The sequence below is a fragment of the Burkholderia sp. BCC0097 genome (assembly GCF_902832985.1).
GTDB lineage: Bacteria > Pseudomonadota > Gammaproteobacteria > Burkholderiales > Burkholderiaceae > Burkholderia > Burkholderia orbicola.
The window spans coordinates 299,988-316,086 of the sequence record NZ_CADFDM010000009.1; the positions used below are offsets into that span (position 1 = coordinate 299,988).

General features: G+C 66.2%; 14 protein-coding genes. 9 read left to right on the forward strand and 5 right to left on the reverse strand.

The window, feature by feature from the left end:
- Both HWX07_RS28950 and HWX07_RS28955 read right to left on the reverse strand, forming a co-directional pair.
- Positions 1 to 405: a helix-turn-helix transcriptional regulator gene (locus HWX07_RS28950; protein WP_175878609.1), complete on the reverse strand. Its 405-nt coding sequence runs from the start codon at positions 403 to 405 to the stop codon at positions 1 to 3.
- A gap of 178 nt (positions 406 to 583) precedes the next feature.
- Complete coding sequence (locus tag HWX07_RS28955; protein ID WP_175878610.1) at positions 584 to 1,249, reverse strand: cation diffusion facilitator family transporter; 666 nt, start codon at positions 1,247 to 1,249, stop codon at positions 584 to 586.
- 501 nt (positions 1,250 to 1,750) lie between these two features.
- Between HWX07_RS28955 and HWX07_RS28960 the strand changes: the two genes are divergently transcribed.
- Positions 1,751 to 2,770: a DNA-binding protein gene (locus HWX07_RS28960; RefSeq protein WP_175878623.1), complete on the forward strand. Its 1,020-nt coding sequence runs from the start codon at positions 1,751 to 1,753 to the stop codon at positions 2,768 to 2,770.
- Between the two features lie 81 nt (positions 2,771 to 2,851).
- On the opposite strand, the gene HWX07_RS37060 is transcribed toward HWX07_RS28960, so the two are convergent.
- Positions 2,852 to 3,805, reverse strand: a complete 954-nt coding sequence (locus HWX07_RS37060) for a hypothetical protein (protein ID WP_244130051.1) — start codon at positions 3,803 to 3,805, stop codon at positions 2,852 to 2,854.
- Positions 3,806 to 4,711: 906 nt separating this feature from the next.
- Here HWX07_RS37060 and HWX07_RS28970 point away from each other — a divergent pair.
- The 7 genes from HWX07_RS28970 (at position 4,712) to HWX07_RS29000 (ending at position 12,777) form a co-directional block, all read left to right on the forward strand.
- The gene (locus HWX07_RS28970; protein WP_175878611.1) at positions 4,712 to 5,332 is read left to right on the forward strand and encodes a TetR/AcrR family transcriptional regulator; all 621 of its coding nucleotides are present in this window, start codon (positions 4,712 to 4,714) and stop codon (positions 5,330 to 5,332) included.
- Between the two features lie 242 nt (positions 5,333 to 5,574).
- Positions 5,575 to 6,633 carry an NADP-dependent oxidoreductase gene (locus HWX07_RS28975; protein WP_074803312.1) on the forward strand — a complete coding sequence of 353 codons (1,059 nt, stop codon included), beginning with the start codon at positions 5,575 to 5,577 and terminating at the stop codon, positions 6,631 to 6,633.
- 92 nt (positions 6,634 to 6,725) lie between these two features.
- The gene (locus HWX07_RS28980) at positions 6,726 to 7,025 is read left to right on the forward strand and encodes a putative quinol monooxygenase (protein WP_175878612.1); all 300 of its coding nucleotides are present in this window, start codon (positions 6,726 to 6,728) and stop codon (positions 7,023 to 7,025) included.
- 150 nt (positions 7,026 to 7,175) lie between these two features.
- Positions 7,176 to 7,631 (forward strand): (2Fe-2S)-binding protein, encoded by a 456-nt coding sequence (locus HWX07_RS28985; protein ID WP_006479019.1) that lies wholly within the window; start codon positions 7,176 to 7,178, stop codon positions 7,629 to 7,631.
- 1 nt (position 7,632) lies between these two features.
- Complete coding sequence (locus HWX07_RS28990; RefSeq protein WP_175878613.1) at positions 7,633 to 9,852, forward strand: xanthine dehydrogenase family protein molybdopterin-binding subunit; 2,220 nt, start codon at positions 7,633 to 7,635, stop codon at positions 9,850 to 9,852.
- A gap of 15 nt (positions 9,853 to 9,867) precedes the next feature.
- The gene (locus tag HWX07_RS28995; RefSeq protein WP_175878614.1) at positions 9,868 to 11,172 is read left to right on the forward strand and encodes a cytochrome c; all 1,305 of its coding nucleotides are present in this window, start codon (positions 9,868 to 9,870) and stop codon (positions 11,170 to 11,172) included.
- A gap of 159 nt (positions 11,173 to 11,331) precedes the next feature.
- Positions 11,332 to 12,777 (forward strand): NAD-dependent succinate-semialdehyde dehydrogenase, encoded by a 1,446-nt coding sequence (locus HWX07_RS29000; RefSeq protein WP_027808277.1) that lies wholly within the window; start codon positions 11,332 to 11,334, stop codon positions 12,775 to 12,777.
- 179 nt (positions 12,778 to 12,956) lie between these two features.
- On the opposite strand, the gene HWX07_RS29005 is transcribed toward HWX07_RS29000, so the two are convergent.
- Both HWX07_RS29005 and HWX07_RS29010 read right to left on the reverse strand, forming a co-directional pair.
- Positions 12,957 to 13,967 (reverse strand): patatin-like phospholipase family protein, encoded by a 1,011-nt coding sequence (locus HWX07_RS29005; protein WP_175878615.1) that lies wholly within the window; start codon positions 13,965 to 13,967, stop codon positions 12,957 to 12,959.
- A gap of 138 nt (positions 13,968 to 14,105) precedes the next feature.
- Complete coding sequence (locus HWX07_RS29010) at positions 14,106 to 14,726, reverse strand: hypothetical protein (protein WP_226209672.1); 621 nt, start codon at positions 14,724 to 14,726, stop codon at positions 14,106 to 14,108.
- A gap of 635 nt (positions 14,727 to 15,361) precedes the next feature.
- Here HWX07_RS29010 and HWX07_RS29015 point away from each other — a divergent pair.
- On the forward strand, positions 15,362 to 15,940 hold the full coding sequence (locus HWX07_RS29015; RefSeq protein ID WP_175878616.1) for a DUF4337 domain-containing protein: 579 nt from the start codon (positions 15,362 to 15,364) through the stop codon (positions 15,938 to 15,940).
- The last annotated feature ends 159 nt before the right edge of the window (positions 15,941 to 16,099 follow it).

Genomic DNA, 16,099 nt, shown 5'->3' on the forward strand with positions numbered 1-16,099 from the left:
TCACCAGTCCTCCCGCTTCGACACGCGTGACCTCGCCCGAGCCGTCGCGCTCGGGCGCTTTCGCGCGGCGCCGACGGCGGCTTCGGTCGGGGCTTTGGCGGCCGTGGTGCCGCGCTTGCCCTCGACCGGCTTGTGTGCCGCCGGCGCCGCGCCGGAAGCCGTGTCGGCGGCATCCGCCGGTGCATCCCGTTCGTCCAGGCTGAGCATCATGCGAACGCCCAGCGTGTTCAGCACCTTGAAAAGTCGTTCGATACTAACCGCCGACGGATTGGCTTCAAGCTGGGCATAGGATTGCTGGGTGATGCCCAGGCGGGCGGCCAGTTGCGCCTGCGTGAGCCCCGCGGATTTCCGGAAGCCGACGAGTATCGGGCGCAACTGGGTCAGGGTCTGGACAGGAAAGGCCATCTGGCGCTCCGCGAGAGAACAGGCGATCGACTGTAATCGGAAAATACAGTCTATGGTATGTATTGTCAAAATACAAACCATAGACTGTATCAACAGAAAACAAACGATAGCCTGTTGTGTGGAGCCCCAATCGTGCAGGCACGACGTGAAACCGGATGTTGGACGATACCCGCGGCGTTCACGAACCGCGCGTCGAGCGATTCGCCCATTCGGCCAATGCCGGCCACTGAACACAGCCGCGCCGGATGAACCCGACACCCGTGCGAATGACGAGCGCGCCGATCGCGAGCGCGGCCAGATCGTCCAGACGGCCGAAGCCGACCAATGCCGCACTCATCGCGAGCGCCGCGAGCAACGAGGACAGCGCATCGGTCCGCACGTGCCAGCCGCTTGCCTCGAGCAGCGCGGAGCCGGTCTCGCGTGCCTTGCGCAACATCCAGTACGACAACACGGCCTTGCCGGCGAGCGTGACGGCAACCAGCGCAAGTGCGGTCGCGCCCGGTTGCACGACGGGCGGCGTATCGAACCGGGTCAGTGCATGCCAGATCATCTGCGCGCCGGTTACGGCCAGCAATGCGCCGAGGCCGGCGAGCGCGAGCGGCTCGTAGGTCGGCCGACGCGCCGGCGGCAGGCGCGCGTCGAGCCGGCAGGCGACGAGAATCAGCGCATCGGCCGCCAAGTCGATCGCGGCGTGCGCGACGTCCGCGAGCAGCCCCGACGAATGTGCGGACCATGCCGCCGCCGTCTCGACGGCGAGCAGCAGCAGGTTGATCGCGAGGCTGACGGCGAGGGCACGGGACGTGGCTGCGTAGACGTGGGACGTGGCGCGCGACGGGCGCTGCATGGCGGATCGCTTGTCGGAATCGGGGACGAATTCGGACGTTACCGGCCCACGGTGGCACGCGAATGACAGACCCAACGACGGCGCCGGGCGAGGATCCGGCCTTCCTCACGGGGCAGTTGATCGACGTGTTCAGGGAAGCGACGCCCGGCCAATGAAGGCCGTCGCGTTTCGTTCCGCCGTCGCATGCTCGCTCGTGTTTTGTTGCCGGGCGCGTGTGCGGCGTCGCGCGATCGCACGCCTTCGCCTGCCGTGCAGAGGGCGGCGCTCCCGATCCGGAGGATTACCCGAGACACTCGGCGAATCTATGGGCCATGGCCCGATAGGGGATTCCAGCGTTTTCTTGCCTCACCACGCCACGTACTCACAAGCAGAGCCGGGTTTGCACGCCTGCCCCGAGAAATTCTCGACATTATAGAAATAATGTCAAACTCAATTATTCCATTGGTTGGATATTTGACGGTTTACGTTATATTATTGATGAAATTTCCTTCAAAGCCAGCCATGTCCGATCTCGCTGCCGACGAACCCCGCCTGACCGCCGAAATCGAGCGCCTCAAGGCCGAATTCCCGAAAACGCGCGAGCTGTACCGCGAAGTCTGCGCGCTGCTGTTCTTCCGCTTCGGCATCACACCGACGGCGAACCGCCTGTACCAGCTCGTTCGAAAGGGCAGCATGAGCACGCCGACGGCTGTCCTCGGCGAGTTCTGGGCCGAGCTGCGGGAAAAGAGCCGGGTGCGCATCGAGCATCCGGACTTGCCGGCCGATCTGCAGGCAGCGGCCGGCGAACTGGTCGCGGCGCTGTGGAGCCGGTCGAGCACCGACGCGGCCGCCGCGCTCGATGCGCTGCGCGCGGAGGTCGAGGCCGAGCGGGCGGCGGCGCAAGCGGAAGTCGCGACGCTGCAGGCCGAACTGGCCCGCACCGAAACCGCGCTGGAGCAACGCACGGCCGCACTGCTGGCCGCGCAGGTCCGCATTCAGGAACTCGAGCAGGCGAGGGCGGCGGACGATGCCTCTCATCAAGCGCTAAAAGCGGAGATCGAACGCCTGAAGGCCGACAACGCGGAGGGCGACCGCGCACTCGCCGAGGCTCGCGCGGATTTCACCACCCAGCTCGACCGGTTGCGCGACGACGCGGGCCGCGCCGAGGAGCGCCTGCGCGCATCGGAGAAGCGGGCGCTTCAGGAAATCGATCGCGAGCGGCTCGCGGCCGCGCGCTTGCAAAAGGAACTCGACGCAGCGACATCGCGCGCGGAACAGCGCGATGCGCAGCAGCGGAAGGACACGGCTGCGCTACAGGCCCAACTCGGCGACGCGCTGCATCGCTGCGGCGTGCTCCAGGGGCAACTCGACGGCGCACTGGCGACCGACGCGGCACGCGGCCGCGAACTCGAGGCGCTGCGGCGCGAGATGGCGGCGCTCGTGCGCCGGCCGCCGTTGCGCGGCGTCAAGACCGTCCCGGCCGCCGAACGCAGCGAGCGGCGGGCGCGGACGCGAAAACGCGCCGACGAAGCGCCGCGCTGACGGCAAAACCCATCGGCGACGTACGCACGAAGCAAGGCAGCGAAGAGGCCGGGCCGACCGAACGCCGGCCTCTGCGCCAAATCAACTCATCACATACCGCGACGGCAGCGGCGGCGCGTCCGCCGGAATCGTCACGAGCGACGTGTTCAGCCAGCCTTGCGGCGCGCCGTTCGACTGTGCATACGCGCCGACGTACGGCATCATCCGCGTCGTCTGATAGACCTGCGGCGTCCAGCCGGCTGGCGCGAGGAAGATCGACGTTGCACGCTTCTCGCTGTACGCGGATGCGCCGTACGTCGAGATGTTCCACAGCGTCTGCTGATACGTCGCGTAGTCGGCGTTGTGACGCGAGCCGCCGGCCTGCCAGCCTTCGAGCTGGATGAACGTGTTGTACGTGCCTGCCCCCGCAAGCAGGTTGTTCACCGTGCGCCCGTACAGGAACGACAGGATCAGCCCGCAGTTCGCCGGCGCGAAATCGTTGCCGACGCTCAGGTAATAGCGGCCCGTCGTGTTCACGACCGATGCGTAGTGAGAGTTGCCGATATCCGTCGACGTCGACAGCCCGCTCGCGCCCATGAAACTGTCGAAGGCCTGCATCGTCACGCCCGCCGGCAGGTCGCTGGTCGCGCTGATCGCGACGAGGTGCGAACCGGCCGCCAGCAGCGTCAGGAACGCAGACAGCGTCGCCGCCACCCAGTTGCCCTGCGCGTCGACGAACGGAAACGCGCGATAGCCGGTCAGTGAGAAAACCGCCGGATCGGAGCCGGCCTGCCACGCGATCTGCGGCACCCACATCGTCAGCGGGCCCGCATTCGAGGCGCTCGACACGTACTGCTTCAGCGCATCGATCAGTTGCGCATCGGCGCCAGGCAGCACCGTGTACGACGCGCCGTTCTGCCAGCGTTGCACCCATTGCGCGACGAAGCCCGCGAGCTGGCCGCCGGTGAAATCGGCGGGCGGCACGTAGCCGAGCGCGCCCGTGTCCTGATACGCGGACTGGATCGCCGCGGCCGTGCGCACGTTGCTGCCGAACATGCTGTTCGCGAAATCCTGGCAGTTGTTGGCCGACGGCGTCGCGAGCTGCGCGAGCGGGACGACCCATGCACCGTTCGCGGTCGCGACGCCGCGATACAGGTTGAGATTCGCGACCGAGTCGTGGCCGGGAAACGTCGCGGCGTCCGCGCCCGATACGTAACCGGCCGACGGCGTGACGCTGACGGTGGTCGGCTGCGACCCGAACGGATGTGTGTACGCGATCGCGAACGATGCGTCGCCGCCGGCGAGGCTGAACGATCCCGTGCAATCGCCCCAGCTGTCGATTGCCCGGTCGCGACCCGCACTTGCGACGCCTGCGGCGTCGAGCCGCTCTGGCCCGCTGCATTACCGAACGCGAGCGTGGTCGACGGAATCGCATTGACGACGTTGATCGTGATCGAGCGGTCGGCGATGCCGTAGCTGCGGGCGGACGTATCGGCGGCGCCGGTGGCGGCGAACGCCGACACGGCGGCCGGGCTGCCGTCGCCGCCACAGGCAGCCAGCGAGCCGACGAGCGGCGACAGGGTCAGCGCGGCGCCGCGCTGGATGAAGCGCCGACGGTTCGGCGCGGTCGGGCGGGCGGGTTTCGAAGCAGTCATGGGGCGTTCCTGGTCACGGGTTCGGGAGGAGGCAACGACGGTCAGGCGCATTGCACACGTGTGCAATGCCGGCCGCATCCTCGCGGTCGCCGGCACATGCGCCGCGCGTATTTATGCGGGAAATCGATGAAATGCCTGCGACGAAACCGAGTCGCCGATATGACGCGCCGCGTGCAGCCCGCACGAGCAGGCGAGAGCAGCGGCGGCCAGGCATTGGGCGCGCGGCGGGGATCGGGTAAAGTGCCGCTCAACATGCCGGTTCGACGTTACTAGACGACCGGTCTAATCGTTGCTACCATACGCCATCATGAATGCATCTTCAGGCGCCGAAGTCCGCCAGCACATCCTGAACATCGCGAAGCCGATCATGCTCCACAAGGGGTTTTCGGCGGTCGGTCTGAACGAGATTCTCGCCGCGGCGGGCATCCCGAAGGGCTCGTTCTACCATTACTTCGGCTCGAAAGAGGCATTCGGCGAAGCGCTGCTCGAATCGTATTTCGAAGGCTATCTCGCGCATCTCGACAACCTGCTCAAGCAGCAGGCCGGCACGGGCGCCGAGCGCCTGATGACGTACTGGGGCAACTGGCTGCACACGCAATGCGCGGACGATCCGGAAGGCAAGTGCCTCGCGGTGAAGCTCGGCGCGGAAGTGTCGGATCTGTCCGAAGCGATGCGCGCGGTACTGCGGCGCGGCACCAGCCAGATCATCGAGCGGCTCGCCGGCGGCATCGAGGCGGGGCTCGCCGACGGTTCGCTGAGCGGCGTCGACGATCCGTCGTACACCGCCGCGATCCTGTACGAGCTGTGGCTGGGCGCGACGCTGCTGGAGAAGATTCACCGCAATCGCAAACCGCTCGAAAGGGCGATGGTCGAAACGCGGCGCATGCTGAACCTGCCGCCGGCCGCGCATGACGGGGTGCAGTCGTAATCCGGGCGCGCATGGGCGCGCCTTGTTTTCACCCTAAATCTAGACGACTGGTCTACTCAATCATTCATGACGAACGCTTCAAGCCGAACGCTTCACACCGCGTTACGCTGTCCCGATCGTTCCAATCGCCTGTCTGCGACCGCGCCGGCCCGAGCGCCGATGCGGGCACGCACTTCCTGCTGGTCCATCCCTGATCCGATCGTGCCCATGAAGCACGTTCATTCCTGTTGACGGAGGCTCACATGCCGCAAAGCAAGACCGCAAACCGCCAGATCATCCTGAATTCGCGCCCGGTCGGCGCGCCGACACCGGACAACTTCCGCGCCGAAACCGCCGACGTCCCGGTACCCGGCCCCGGTCAGGTGCTGCTGCGCACCGTCTGGTTGTCGCTCGACCCGTACATGCGCGGCCGGATGAGCGACGCGCCGTCCTATGCGCCACCGGCCGAACTGGGGCAGCCGATGGTCGGCGGCACGGTCAGCCGCGTGGTGTCGTCGAACCTGCCGGCGTTTCGCGAAGGCGATCTCGTCGTCGCCGGGGCCGGCTGGCAAGACTACGCGCTGTCCGACGGACGCGACCTGATCCCGCTCGGCCGGGACTTCGCGCACCCGTCGTACGCGCTCGGCGTGCTCGGCATGCCGGGCTTCACCGCGTACACGGGACTGTTGAAGATCGGCGAACCGAAAGCCGGTGAAACCGTCGTCGTCGCGGCCGCGAGCGGCGCGGTCGGCGCGGTGGTCGGCCAGATCGCCAAGCTGAAGGGTTGCCGCGTGGTCGGCGTCGCGGGCGGCGCCGACAAGTGCGCGTACGTGACCGGCACACTCGGCTTCGACGCATGCGTCGACCACCACGACCCGGCGTTTGCCGCGAAGCTGAAGGACGCGTGCCCGAACGGCATCGACGTCTATTTCGAGAACGTCGGCGGCGCCGTGTTCGACGCGGTATGGCCGCTGCTGAACGACCATGCGCGCGTGCCCGTCTGCGGGATCATCGCGCATTACAACGACGCGGCCTACGACGACAAGGCGCTGTCGACCGGCCGTGACCGCGTGCCGGCGTTGATGGGCGCGATCCTGCGCAAGCGCATCCGCGTGCAGGGTTTCATCATTCTCGATCACTATGCAACCGGCTATGCGCCGTTCCTGAAGGACATGAGCGAGTGGGTCGCGCAGGGCAAGGTGAAGACGCGCGAAGACATCGTTCCCGATCTCGCCGATGCGCCGCAAGCGCTGATCGGCTTGCTCGCCGGCAAGAATTTCGGCAAGGTCGTCGTGCGTGTCGGCCCGGACGAGCTGGCCTGATCCCGCCGCTCGACGAGATACGACCGTTGCACGCTGGCGTCGCACGACGCCGGCTTGTGGCATGCTCGTTTCCGTTTTCAAAGGAGTGGAAAATGGCGCTTCACGTGATTGCTTCCCTGTTCCCGAAACCCGAACACGCGCAGGCCGCCGAGGCCGAACTGCGCAGCATGGTCGCTAAGACGCGCACCGAACCGGGCAACCGGCGCTACGACCTGTTCCGCGAGCGGGACGGTTCGCCGAACCTGCATCTGTACGAGATCTACGACGACCAGGCGGCGTTCGACGCGCACCTCGCGAGCCCGTATTTCGGCGAGTTCCGCACGAAGTCGGCCGACTGGTTCACCGCACCGCCGGTCATCAAGGTGCTGACGGGCATCGACGTGGCCGAGTAACGACGCAGCACGCAACACCACCGCCGCGGCCCGCCCGCACCCGGGCCGCGCGGCACCCGTTGCGCACGACGCAACGGCGATGACGACGACCCCATGACGCAGCGCGCGTCGTTCGCGCCGCTCCCCCAATACAACGGCCCCGGAGGCTGAATGATCACCCTCAACATCAACGGCGAAACCCGCTCGGTCGACGCCCCCGACGACATGCCCTTGCTCTGGGTGCTGCGCGACGTCGTCGGCCTGACCGGCACCAAGTTCGGCTGCGGGATCGCGCAATGCGGCGCGTGCACCGTGCATCTCGACGGCGTGGCCGCGCGGTCGTGCGTGCTGCCGGTCGCCGCCGTCGCGGGCCGCAAGATCACGACGATCGAAGCCGTCGGCGCGACGCCGGCTGGCCACAAGGTCCAGCAGGCCTGGCGCGAGCTCGACGTCGTCCAGTGCGGCTACTGCCAGTCGGGGCAGGTGATGGCCGCCACCGCGCTGATCGCGTCGAACCCGAACCCGAGTGACGCCGACATCGACGCGGCCATGGCCGGCAACATCTGCCGCTGCGGCACGTACCACCGGATTCGCGCGGCCGTCAAACAAGCCGCGAAGGAGGCCTGACATGTCTCGAGGACTGATCGAAGCAGGTCGGGCGACTGCGGGCGTGTCGCGCCGGTCGTTTCTGAAATTCGGCATGTCGCTCGGCGCGGCGGCCGGCGGCGGCCTGCTGCTCGGCTTCAGCCTGCCGGCGGCGGGCGACGATGCGCGTCGCTCGGTGATCGGCGGCGATGCAGCCGAACCCGCGCAGCCCGGCGTGTTCGCGCCGAACGCATTCGTGCAGATCGACCGCGCCGGCAAGGTCACGCTGGTGATGCCGAAGGTCGAGATGGGGCAGGGTGTCTATACGGCGCTGCCGATGCTGATCGCGGAAGAACTCGAAGTGCCGCTGTCGAGCGTGACGCTCGATCATGCGCCGCCGAACGAGAAGCTGTTCCTCGACCCGCTGCTCGGCGGCCAGCTCACCGGCGGCTCGACGTCGGTACGCTACGCGTGGGACCCGCTGCGCCAGGCGGGCGCCACCGCGCGCACGCTGCTGGTCTCGGCGGCTGCGAAGCAATGGAACGTCGATCCGGCGAGCTGCCGCGCGGTGAACGGCGAAGTGCAGCATCCGCCGAGCGGCCGGCGCGCATCGTACGGCCAGCTGGCCGACGCCGCGGCGAAGCTGCCGGTGCCGAAGGACGTCGTGCTGAAGAAGCCGGCGGATTTCAAGCTGATCGGCACGCCCGCGAAGCGCCTCGATTCGCCGGAGAAGGTCGACGGCACCGCGCAGTTCGGGCTCGACGTGCGCCTGCCCGGCATGCTGTACGCGGTGATCGTGAACAGCCCGGTATTCGGCGGCACGGTCACGAGCGTCGACGACACGGCCGCGAGGAAGATCCCCGGCGTGCGCCAGGTCGTGCGCGTCGACAACGCGGTCGCGGTGGTCGGCGATCACACGTGGGCTGCGAAGCGCGGCGCGTCGGCGCTCGTCGTGAAGTGGAACGAAGGCGCGGGCGCGAAGGTGTCGACCAAGGATCTGTTCGCGGATCTCGCGCAGGCGGCGGCGAACGGCAAGGGCGCGGTCGCACGCAAGGAAGGCGACGTCGGCAAGGCGTTCGCGAACGCGAAGACGCGCGTCGACGCCGTCTACGAACAACCTCTGCTCGCCCACGCGACGATGGAGCCGGTGAACTGCACGGTGCACGTGCGTGGCGACGGCTGCGAGATCTGGGTCGGCACGCAGGTGCCGACCCGCGCACGCGACACGGCGCAGCAATTGACCGGGCTGTCGCCGGACAAGATCGTCGTGCACAACCATCTGCTCGGCGGCGGATTCGGCCGACGGCTCGAGACCGACATGATCGGCCAGGCCGTGAAGGTCGGCAAACAGGTCAACGCACCGGTGAAGGTGATCTGGACGCGCGAGGAAGACGTCCAGCACGACATGTACCGGCCGTGCTACCACGACGCGATCTCGGCCGGCCTCGACGCGAACGGCAAGCCGGTCGCGTGGCAGCACCGGATCGTCGGCTCGTCGATCCTCGCGCGCTTCGCGCCGCCGGCGGTCAAGGACGGCGTCGATCCCGACGCGGTCGAGGTCGCGGCCGAACTGCCGTACGACCTGCCGAACCAGCTGGTCGACTACGTGCGCCAGGAGCCGCGCCACGTGCCCACCGCGTTCTGGCGCGGCGTCGGGCCGACGCGCAGCACGTTCGTCGTCGAAAGCTTCATCGACGAACTGGCCGCGCAGACCAAGACCGACCCGGTGCAGTACCGCCGCGCGCTGCTCGACAAGACGCCGCGCGCCCGCAACGTGCTCGACGTCGCGACGAAGGCGGCCGGCTGGGGCACATCGCTGCCGAAGGGACAAGGGCGCGGCGTATCGGTGATGCACGCGTTCGGCAGCTTCTTCTCGATCGTCATCGACGTCGCGGTGGACGGCGGCGAGGTGCAGGTCAAGCGCGCCGTGTGCGCGGTCGATTGCGGGATGTTCGTCAATCCGAACACGATCGAGGCACAGGTGCAGGGCGGCATCATCTTCGGGATCACGGGCGCGCTGTACGGCGAGATCACGATCGAGGACGGCCGCGTCGTGCAGACCAACTTCAACGACTACCGGATGATGCGAATCAACGAGGTGCCACCGATCGAAGTTCATCTGGTGAAGAGCGGCGAGGCGCCGGGCGGGATCGGCGAGCCGGGCACGGCCGCGACCGCGGCGGCGCTGTCGAACGCGATCTTCGCGGCCACCGGCACGCGGCTGCGCAAGCTGCCGGTCGGCAACCAGCTGAAAACGGCCTGAGGGGAGGGGACGACCATGCGATATCTCACCCTGAACCTGAACACGCTCCGCGCGTCGCTGTTCGCGCTGTCCGCGCTGGTGGCCGGCACGGCCGCGCATGCCGCGCAGACGGCGCCCGCCGACAGCGCGCTCGTCGCCCGCGGCGCCTATCTGGCGAAAGCCGGCGACTGCGTCGCGTGCCACACCGCGCCGCGCGGCACGCCGTTCGCGGGCGGCCTGAAGATGGTCACGCCGATGGGCGCGATCTACACGACCAACATCACGCCCGACCCGGAGACCGGCATCGGCGGCTATACGGAAGCGGATTTCGCCAGCGCGTTGCGCAAGGGCGTCGCGAAGGACGGTCACAACCTGTATCCGGCGATGCCGTATCCGTCGTACGCGAAACTGAAGGACGACGACGTGAAGGCGCTGTATGCGTACTTCATGCACGGCGTCGAACCGGTGAAGCAGGCGAACCGGCCGTCCGACATCCCGTGGCCGCTCAACATGCGCTGGCCGCTCGCGTTGTGGAACATCGTGTTCCTCGACACGACGCCTTACGCGGACAAGCCGGCCAAGGATGCGATGTGGAACCGCGGCGCGTATCTCGTACAGGGGCTCGGGCACTGCGGATCGTGCCATACGCCGCGCGGGGTCGGCTTCCAGGAGAAGGCGCTCGACGAAAGCGGCGCGGCGTTCCTGTCGGGCGCCGCGATCGACAACTGGTTCGCGTCGAACCTGACCGGCGAGCACAACACCGGGCTCGGCCGCTGGAACGAGGCGGACGTCGCGCAGTTCCTGAAGACCGGCGCGAATCAGCACGCGACCGCGTTCGGCTCGATGGTGAGCGTGATCAACCACAGCACGCAGGAGCTGACCGACGACGATCTGGCCTCCATCTCGCGTTACCTGAAGTCGCTGCCGGCGGCAGGCGGCACGGGCGCGCCGCCGTACCGCTATGATCCGAAGGCGACGCAGGTCGCGCTGGGCCGGCCGGCAACGGATCCGGGCGCGAAGGTGTATAACGCTTACTGCCTGCATTGCCACGGGGTGGACGGGCGCGGCTATGCACCGCTGCTCGCGCCGCTCGCCGGCAATCCGAACGTGCTCGAGGCCGATGCGTCGTCGCTGATCAACGTGACGCTGAACGGCAGCGACACGCTCGTGATCGGTGGCGTGCCGTCCGCGTATCCGATGCCGGCGTTCTCGAACCAGTTGAACGACCAGCAGGTCGCCGACGTGCTGACGTTCATGCGCGCCGGCTGGAACAACGGCGCGCCGGCCGTGCAGGCGGCGGACGTCGCGAAACTCCGCAAGGCGACGGCGGCCGCGCACTGAGCGCGGCACGCTGCGCAACGACGGCGGGCCGGCGTGCCTGCCGTCGACGCCGCCGGGCGCGTGCCTGCCCCGGCGGCGTGGCTTTTTCTGTTTCTGTCAACCCGCGTGCGGCCGTTCGCGGCAGCGCGCGTTTTATCGACGCAATGTAGGGGTGTCTGGATGGCTAACGTGACTTATACGGATACGCAACTGCTGATCGACGGCGAGTGGGTCGACGCCGCGAGCGGCAAGACGATCGACGTCGTGAACCCGGCGACCGGCAAGCCGATCGGCAAGGTGGCCCACGCGGGCATCGCCGATCTCGACCGTGCGCTCGCGGCGGCGCAACGCGGCTTCGAAGCATGGCGCAAGGTGCCCGCGCACGAGCGCGCGGCGACGATGCGCAAGGCGGCCGCGCTGGTGCGCGAACGCGCCGACACGATCGCGCAGCTGATGACGCAGGAGCAGGGCAAGCCGCTCACCGAAGCGCGCGTCGAAGTGCTGTCGGCGGCCGACATCATCGAATGGTTCGCGGACGAAGGGCGCCGCGTGTACGGCCGGATCGTGCCGCCGCGCAACCTCAATGCGCAACAGACGGTCGTGAAGGAGCCGGTCGGCCCCGTCGCGGCGTTCACGCCGTGGAATTTCCCGGTCAACCAGGTCGTACGCAAGCTGAGCGCCGCGCTCGCGACCGGCTGTTCGTTCCTCGTGAAGGCGCCGGAAGAAACGCCCGCATCGCCGGCCGCGCTGCTGCGCGCGTTCGTCGACGCAGGCGTGCCGGCCGGCGTGATCGGCCTCGTGTTCGGCGATCCGGCTGAAATCTCGTCGTACCTGATTCCGCACCCGGTGATCCGCAAGGTCACGTTCACGGGTTCGACGCCGGTCGGCAAGCAACTGGCCGCGCTCGCGGGCCAGCACATGAAGCGCGCGACGATGGAACTGGGCGGCCACGCGCCGGTGATCGTCGCCGAGGATGCGGACGTCGCGCTCGCGGTGAAGGCCGCCGGCGGGGCGAAGTTCCGCAACGCGGGGCAGGTCTGCATTTCGCCGACGCGCTTTCTCGTGCACAACAGCATCCGCGACGAGTTCACCCGCGCGCTGGTCAAGCATGCCGAAGGGCTGAAGGTCGGCAACGGCCTCGAGGAAGGCACGACGCTCGGCGCGCTCGCGAACCCGCGGCGCCTGACCGCGATGGCGTCGGTCGTCGACAACGCGCGCAAGGTCGGCGCGAGCATCGAGACCGGCGGCGAGCGGATCGGCGCGGAAGGCAACTTCTTCGCACCGACCGTGATCGCGAACGTGCCGCTCGAAGCGGACGTGTTCAACAACGAGCCGTTCGGCCCGGTCGCGGCGATTCGCGGCTTCGACAAGCTCGAGGATGCGATCGCCGAGGCGAACCGTCTGCCGTTCGGGCTGGCCGGCTACGCGTTCACGCGTTCGTTCGCGAACGTGCATCTGCTGACGCAACGCCTGGAAGTCGGGATGCTGTGGATCAACCAGCCGGCCACGCCGTGGCCGGAAATGCCGTTCGGCGGCGTGAAGGATTCGGGCTACGGGTCGGAAGGCGGCCCGGAAGCGCTGGAGCCGTATCTCGTCACGAAGTCGGTGACGGTGATGGCCGTCTGAGGGTGGTCTTGATGGCCTGATGGCCGGTTGGCCGCGTGCGTGCCGCCATTTGCGCGGTGCGCACGCGGCTGGCGTTGCCGAGCGCCGGGCGTTCTGCCCGGCCTCGTTGTTTCCGATTCGTTCGCCGTCGGCACCTGCAGCGCCTGCTGCTCACGAAAGCCCGGCTATCGACGTTGCGATCAGCGCCAGAATTGCTCCACCCACTGGCAAACACGTTGCCATTCGGCGGTTCTCATGTACGCCTGGGTTTCCTTCTCCAGTTCCGGCACCTTGCGCCAGTCGTCCAGTGCGATGGATTGACCGAGCACGAAATTTCCGCGCTGGTAATGGGCGTTCAGTATCTGCCCGGCCTGTTGTGCGGCGATCGCCGCCGTCGTATCCATCGTCAGCCCGAGCAGGGCTGCTGCCGGTACGCGCCCGCTTTCGAGCGGCCACAGCCATTTCGAAACGCCCCAGGTCAACGGGTTGCCGACGGCGTCCGGGGCAATGCCCACGGGGCTGGTGCCGGTGCCAAGCGACAACAGGCGCACATCGTCCAGGCTGCCTGCGCGACGGCTCGCCAGCGCCTCGGCAATGGCGGACACGGAAGGATTGTTCGCAAACACGCCGCCATCGGCGAAATAGCCAAGCCCGGCGATTTCGTACGGCGGGAAATACGTCGGCGCAGCCGACGTGGCAAGTGCGGCGTCGAACAGGCTGACGTTACGGTAGGCGTTGCCGTTTCCGTTGGAGAAAGTGCACGGAGCCCAGCTCCTGGTGGGCGGATCCCACAGACGCGCCGAGTTGATTGCGACGAAGCGGGACAGATCGGCCAGCTTGCCGTTGCCGACCAGCGACTTGGCGACCTCCTGTAGCCCGGTGTTGACATACTGGCACTGGAACACGCCCGGGCCAGCCAGGACCGTGCCTTGTTCGAGTGCTTGCGTGTGCTGTTCGAGCGCTTGCTTTTGCGCCAGCCACGCCCCGTTTTCCCGAAAGATCACCGGGCCCTTCGTCCTGTAGATATCGACGATCTCGGAAATGGATACGCCGCGGGCGAGCCCCAGGGCGATCAGGCCGCCCGTGGATGTGCCGGCAAAGCCGTCGGCGCTCGCGATGATCCCGCTGCGGCGGTCGAGGTCCTGGATGAGCAGGGCGGTGATCAATCCCCGGATACCGCCGCCATCACAACTGAGAATCTTGAAGGTCATTGCGTTTCCCTTTTTGATCGTGGGATGAATGCGAATGGCACAACCCGGCGGGCATCCCGCCGGTGTCGCCGGGGGATGCGCCGCTTCCTGCGCCGTGTCGCCGCCGGAAATTCAAGCCGGCGGGCGAAGCGTCGTGCGTTATTGCTCGTCGAACCTCACATCGAGCACGGTGTAGGCATCCCACGCATACAAATACGCGTTGTCCTTGGAATAGAGCGACAGTTTCTGGTGGTTGAAATCGGAAATCAAAATCGAGCCCTGACGCGTCCATCCGCGCGCGCCTATCCAGTTATAGAAACCCACGTAGGCGTTATTGCTGACGGACATATATCGACTGGTGCCGAGGATCCGATAATACGTCACGCCGTTATAAGGGTACTGTTCGAGCGTCAACGCTTTCGCGGCGGAATCGACGAGAACGGCCCATTCGCCGCTGTTTTGGCCAAGCCAGCCCAATTGCACACCGTCGTGATAGAGCGCCATTTTGAATGTATCGACCTCGATGGCAGAAACAGGGGCAGTGTTGGCGAATTCCGCAAAGGTCCCGTGTGGCTGATTTTCAATCGGATTGAGACTCATTTTTTTCACCTTGAAGAGGTTGGATGCTTCCCCGTGCCTTCGAGAACAGCGCCATGCGCTTCGGACGCATGGCGCGCCGGCATCGTCAAAGGCTGCGATTCCGGCGAATTTCGTGGTGATCCAATCCGGCTGGGCGATGGCAGATCGACCATGATGGCGCCGGACAATGCCAGCGGTCACGGCCGAGGCGGCGGGGCATGCCGGAACATTGGTTTATTGAATGCCGGGCATTCAATTTCCTTCTATTGGGGTGATTGTCTCGAGTGTCGCCGCTGTATTTTCGATTGACTTGGCATCAGTGATTTATAGGAAATTAAATGACGGATGACAAGGTTGGCGGAAGAGGTGAATTTAATCGAAATTAAAACAATGCCGATCGAATTACATATATTTGAAACATTCGAATCTGTCCGACCCCATGGATGGTTTCGCATGCGTCGGATGGCAGGGATGGCGGCAGAGGCGGTGACGCATTTCCGCTTTAACGAGTGTGCGCCGACGTGGGGCATTTGCTCGTTCCCTCAGCCGCGCGGGAATGACCCGACGGGGAAAGCGAAACACGAAACCAGCGGCTAGATATGTCGCGGCCATTTGGCCGCCGTGTAGAAGCCTGTGTCAGGTGCTCAGGTGCGCGGCGATCGTACGCCGCAGCCGACGCGTTGCGATCGAGCGTCTGCGTGCGCCCTTTGGAACGACGCTGGCGATCCGTGAATCCGGAGTGCCCGCTTATTTTGTTGGCCTTGCCAAATTCGTTTAACGTTAGCCAAACGGCCGGCAGGCGACAAATTCATTCAACTTTTGCGGGTTTGCTACGAATGTCTGAAGAATACGAAGTTCATGGCCCTCACGACCATGCGGTGGAACATCACGAGTCTCATGGTGGCGATCCAGGTACGTCGCGCATTGCAGTGCTGACGGCCGTGCTTGCGTGCTTCGGTGCAATATCTGCCTATCAGAGCAGTGCCGACGAGAGCCTCGCGCTGCTCTACAAGAATGACGCCGCAATCCGGAAAACCGAGGCTGCGAACCAGTGGGCCTACTACCAGGCGAAGGGTGACAAGCAGAATCTCGCCGAACTCGGTGCGGCGTTGAGCCCGGAGGCATCGCCGCAGCGAAAGCGGTTCGAGACGGATGCCGCGAGATACCGCGCCGACAAGGATCCGATCCGGGCACGCGCCGAGGCGCTCGAAAAGGAAGTCGAGAAGAACAACGCGGCGAGCGAGGAGCGGATGCACCGACACCATCGATGGTCGCAGGCGACGACCGTCATCCAGATCTCGATCGCGCTGGCCGCTATCACGATCCTCACGCGACGATCATGGATGCAGGGGCTATCGATCGGCGTGGCCGCGATCGGCATCGTGGTGGCGGGGTTGGCGTTCTTTGGGGTTTGATGGGCTGAGAGGCCGTCAGGGTCCAGTCGTATCGATACAGACTAGTGGTTATGATTTTACATAACGTGAATTATCGACATTTTAGATGTAAGAGCAAAGTTGTAATGTCGTATCTGGGCAAAGTTGAAATGTCGTAGTTCGAGGGTTTCGGCGCATGCT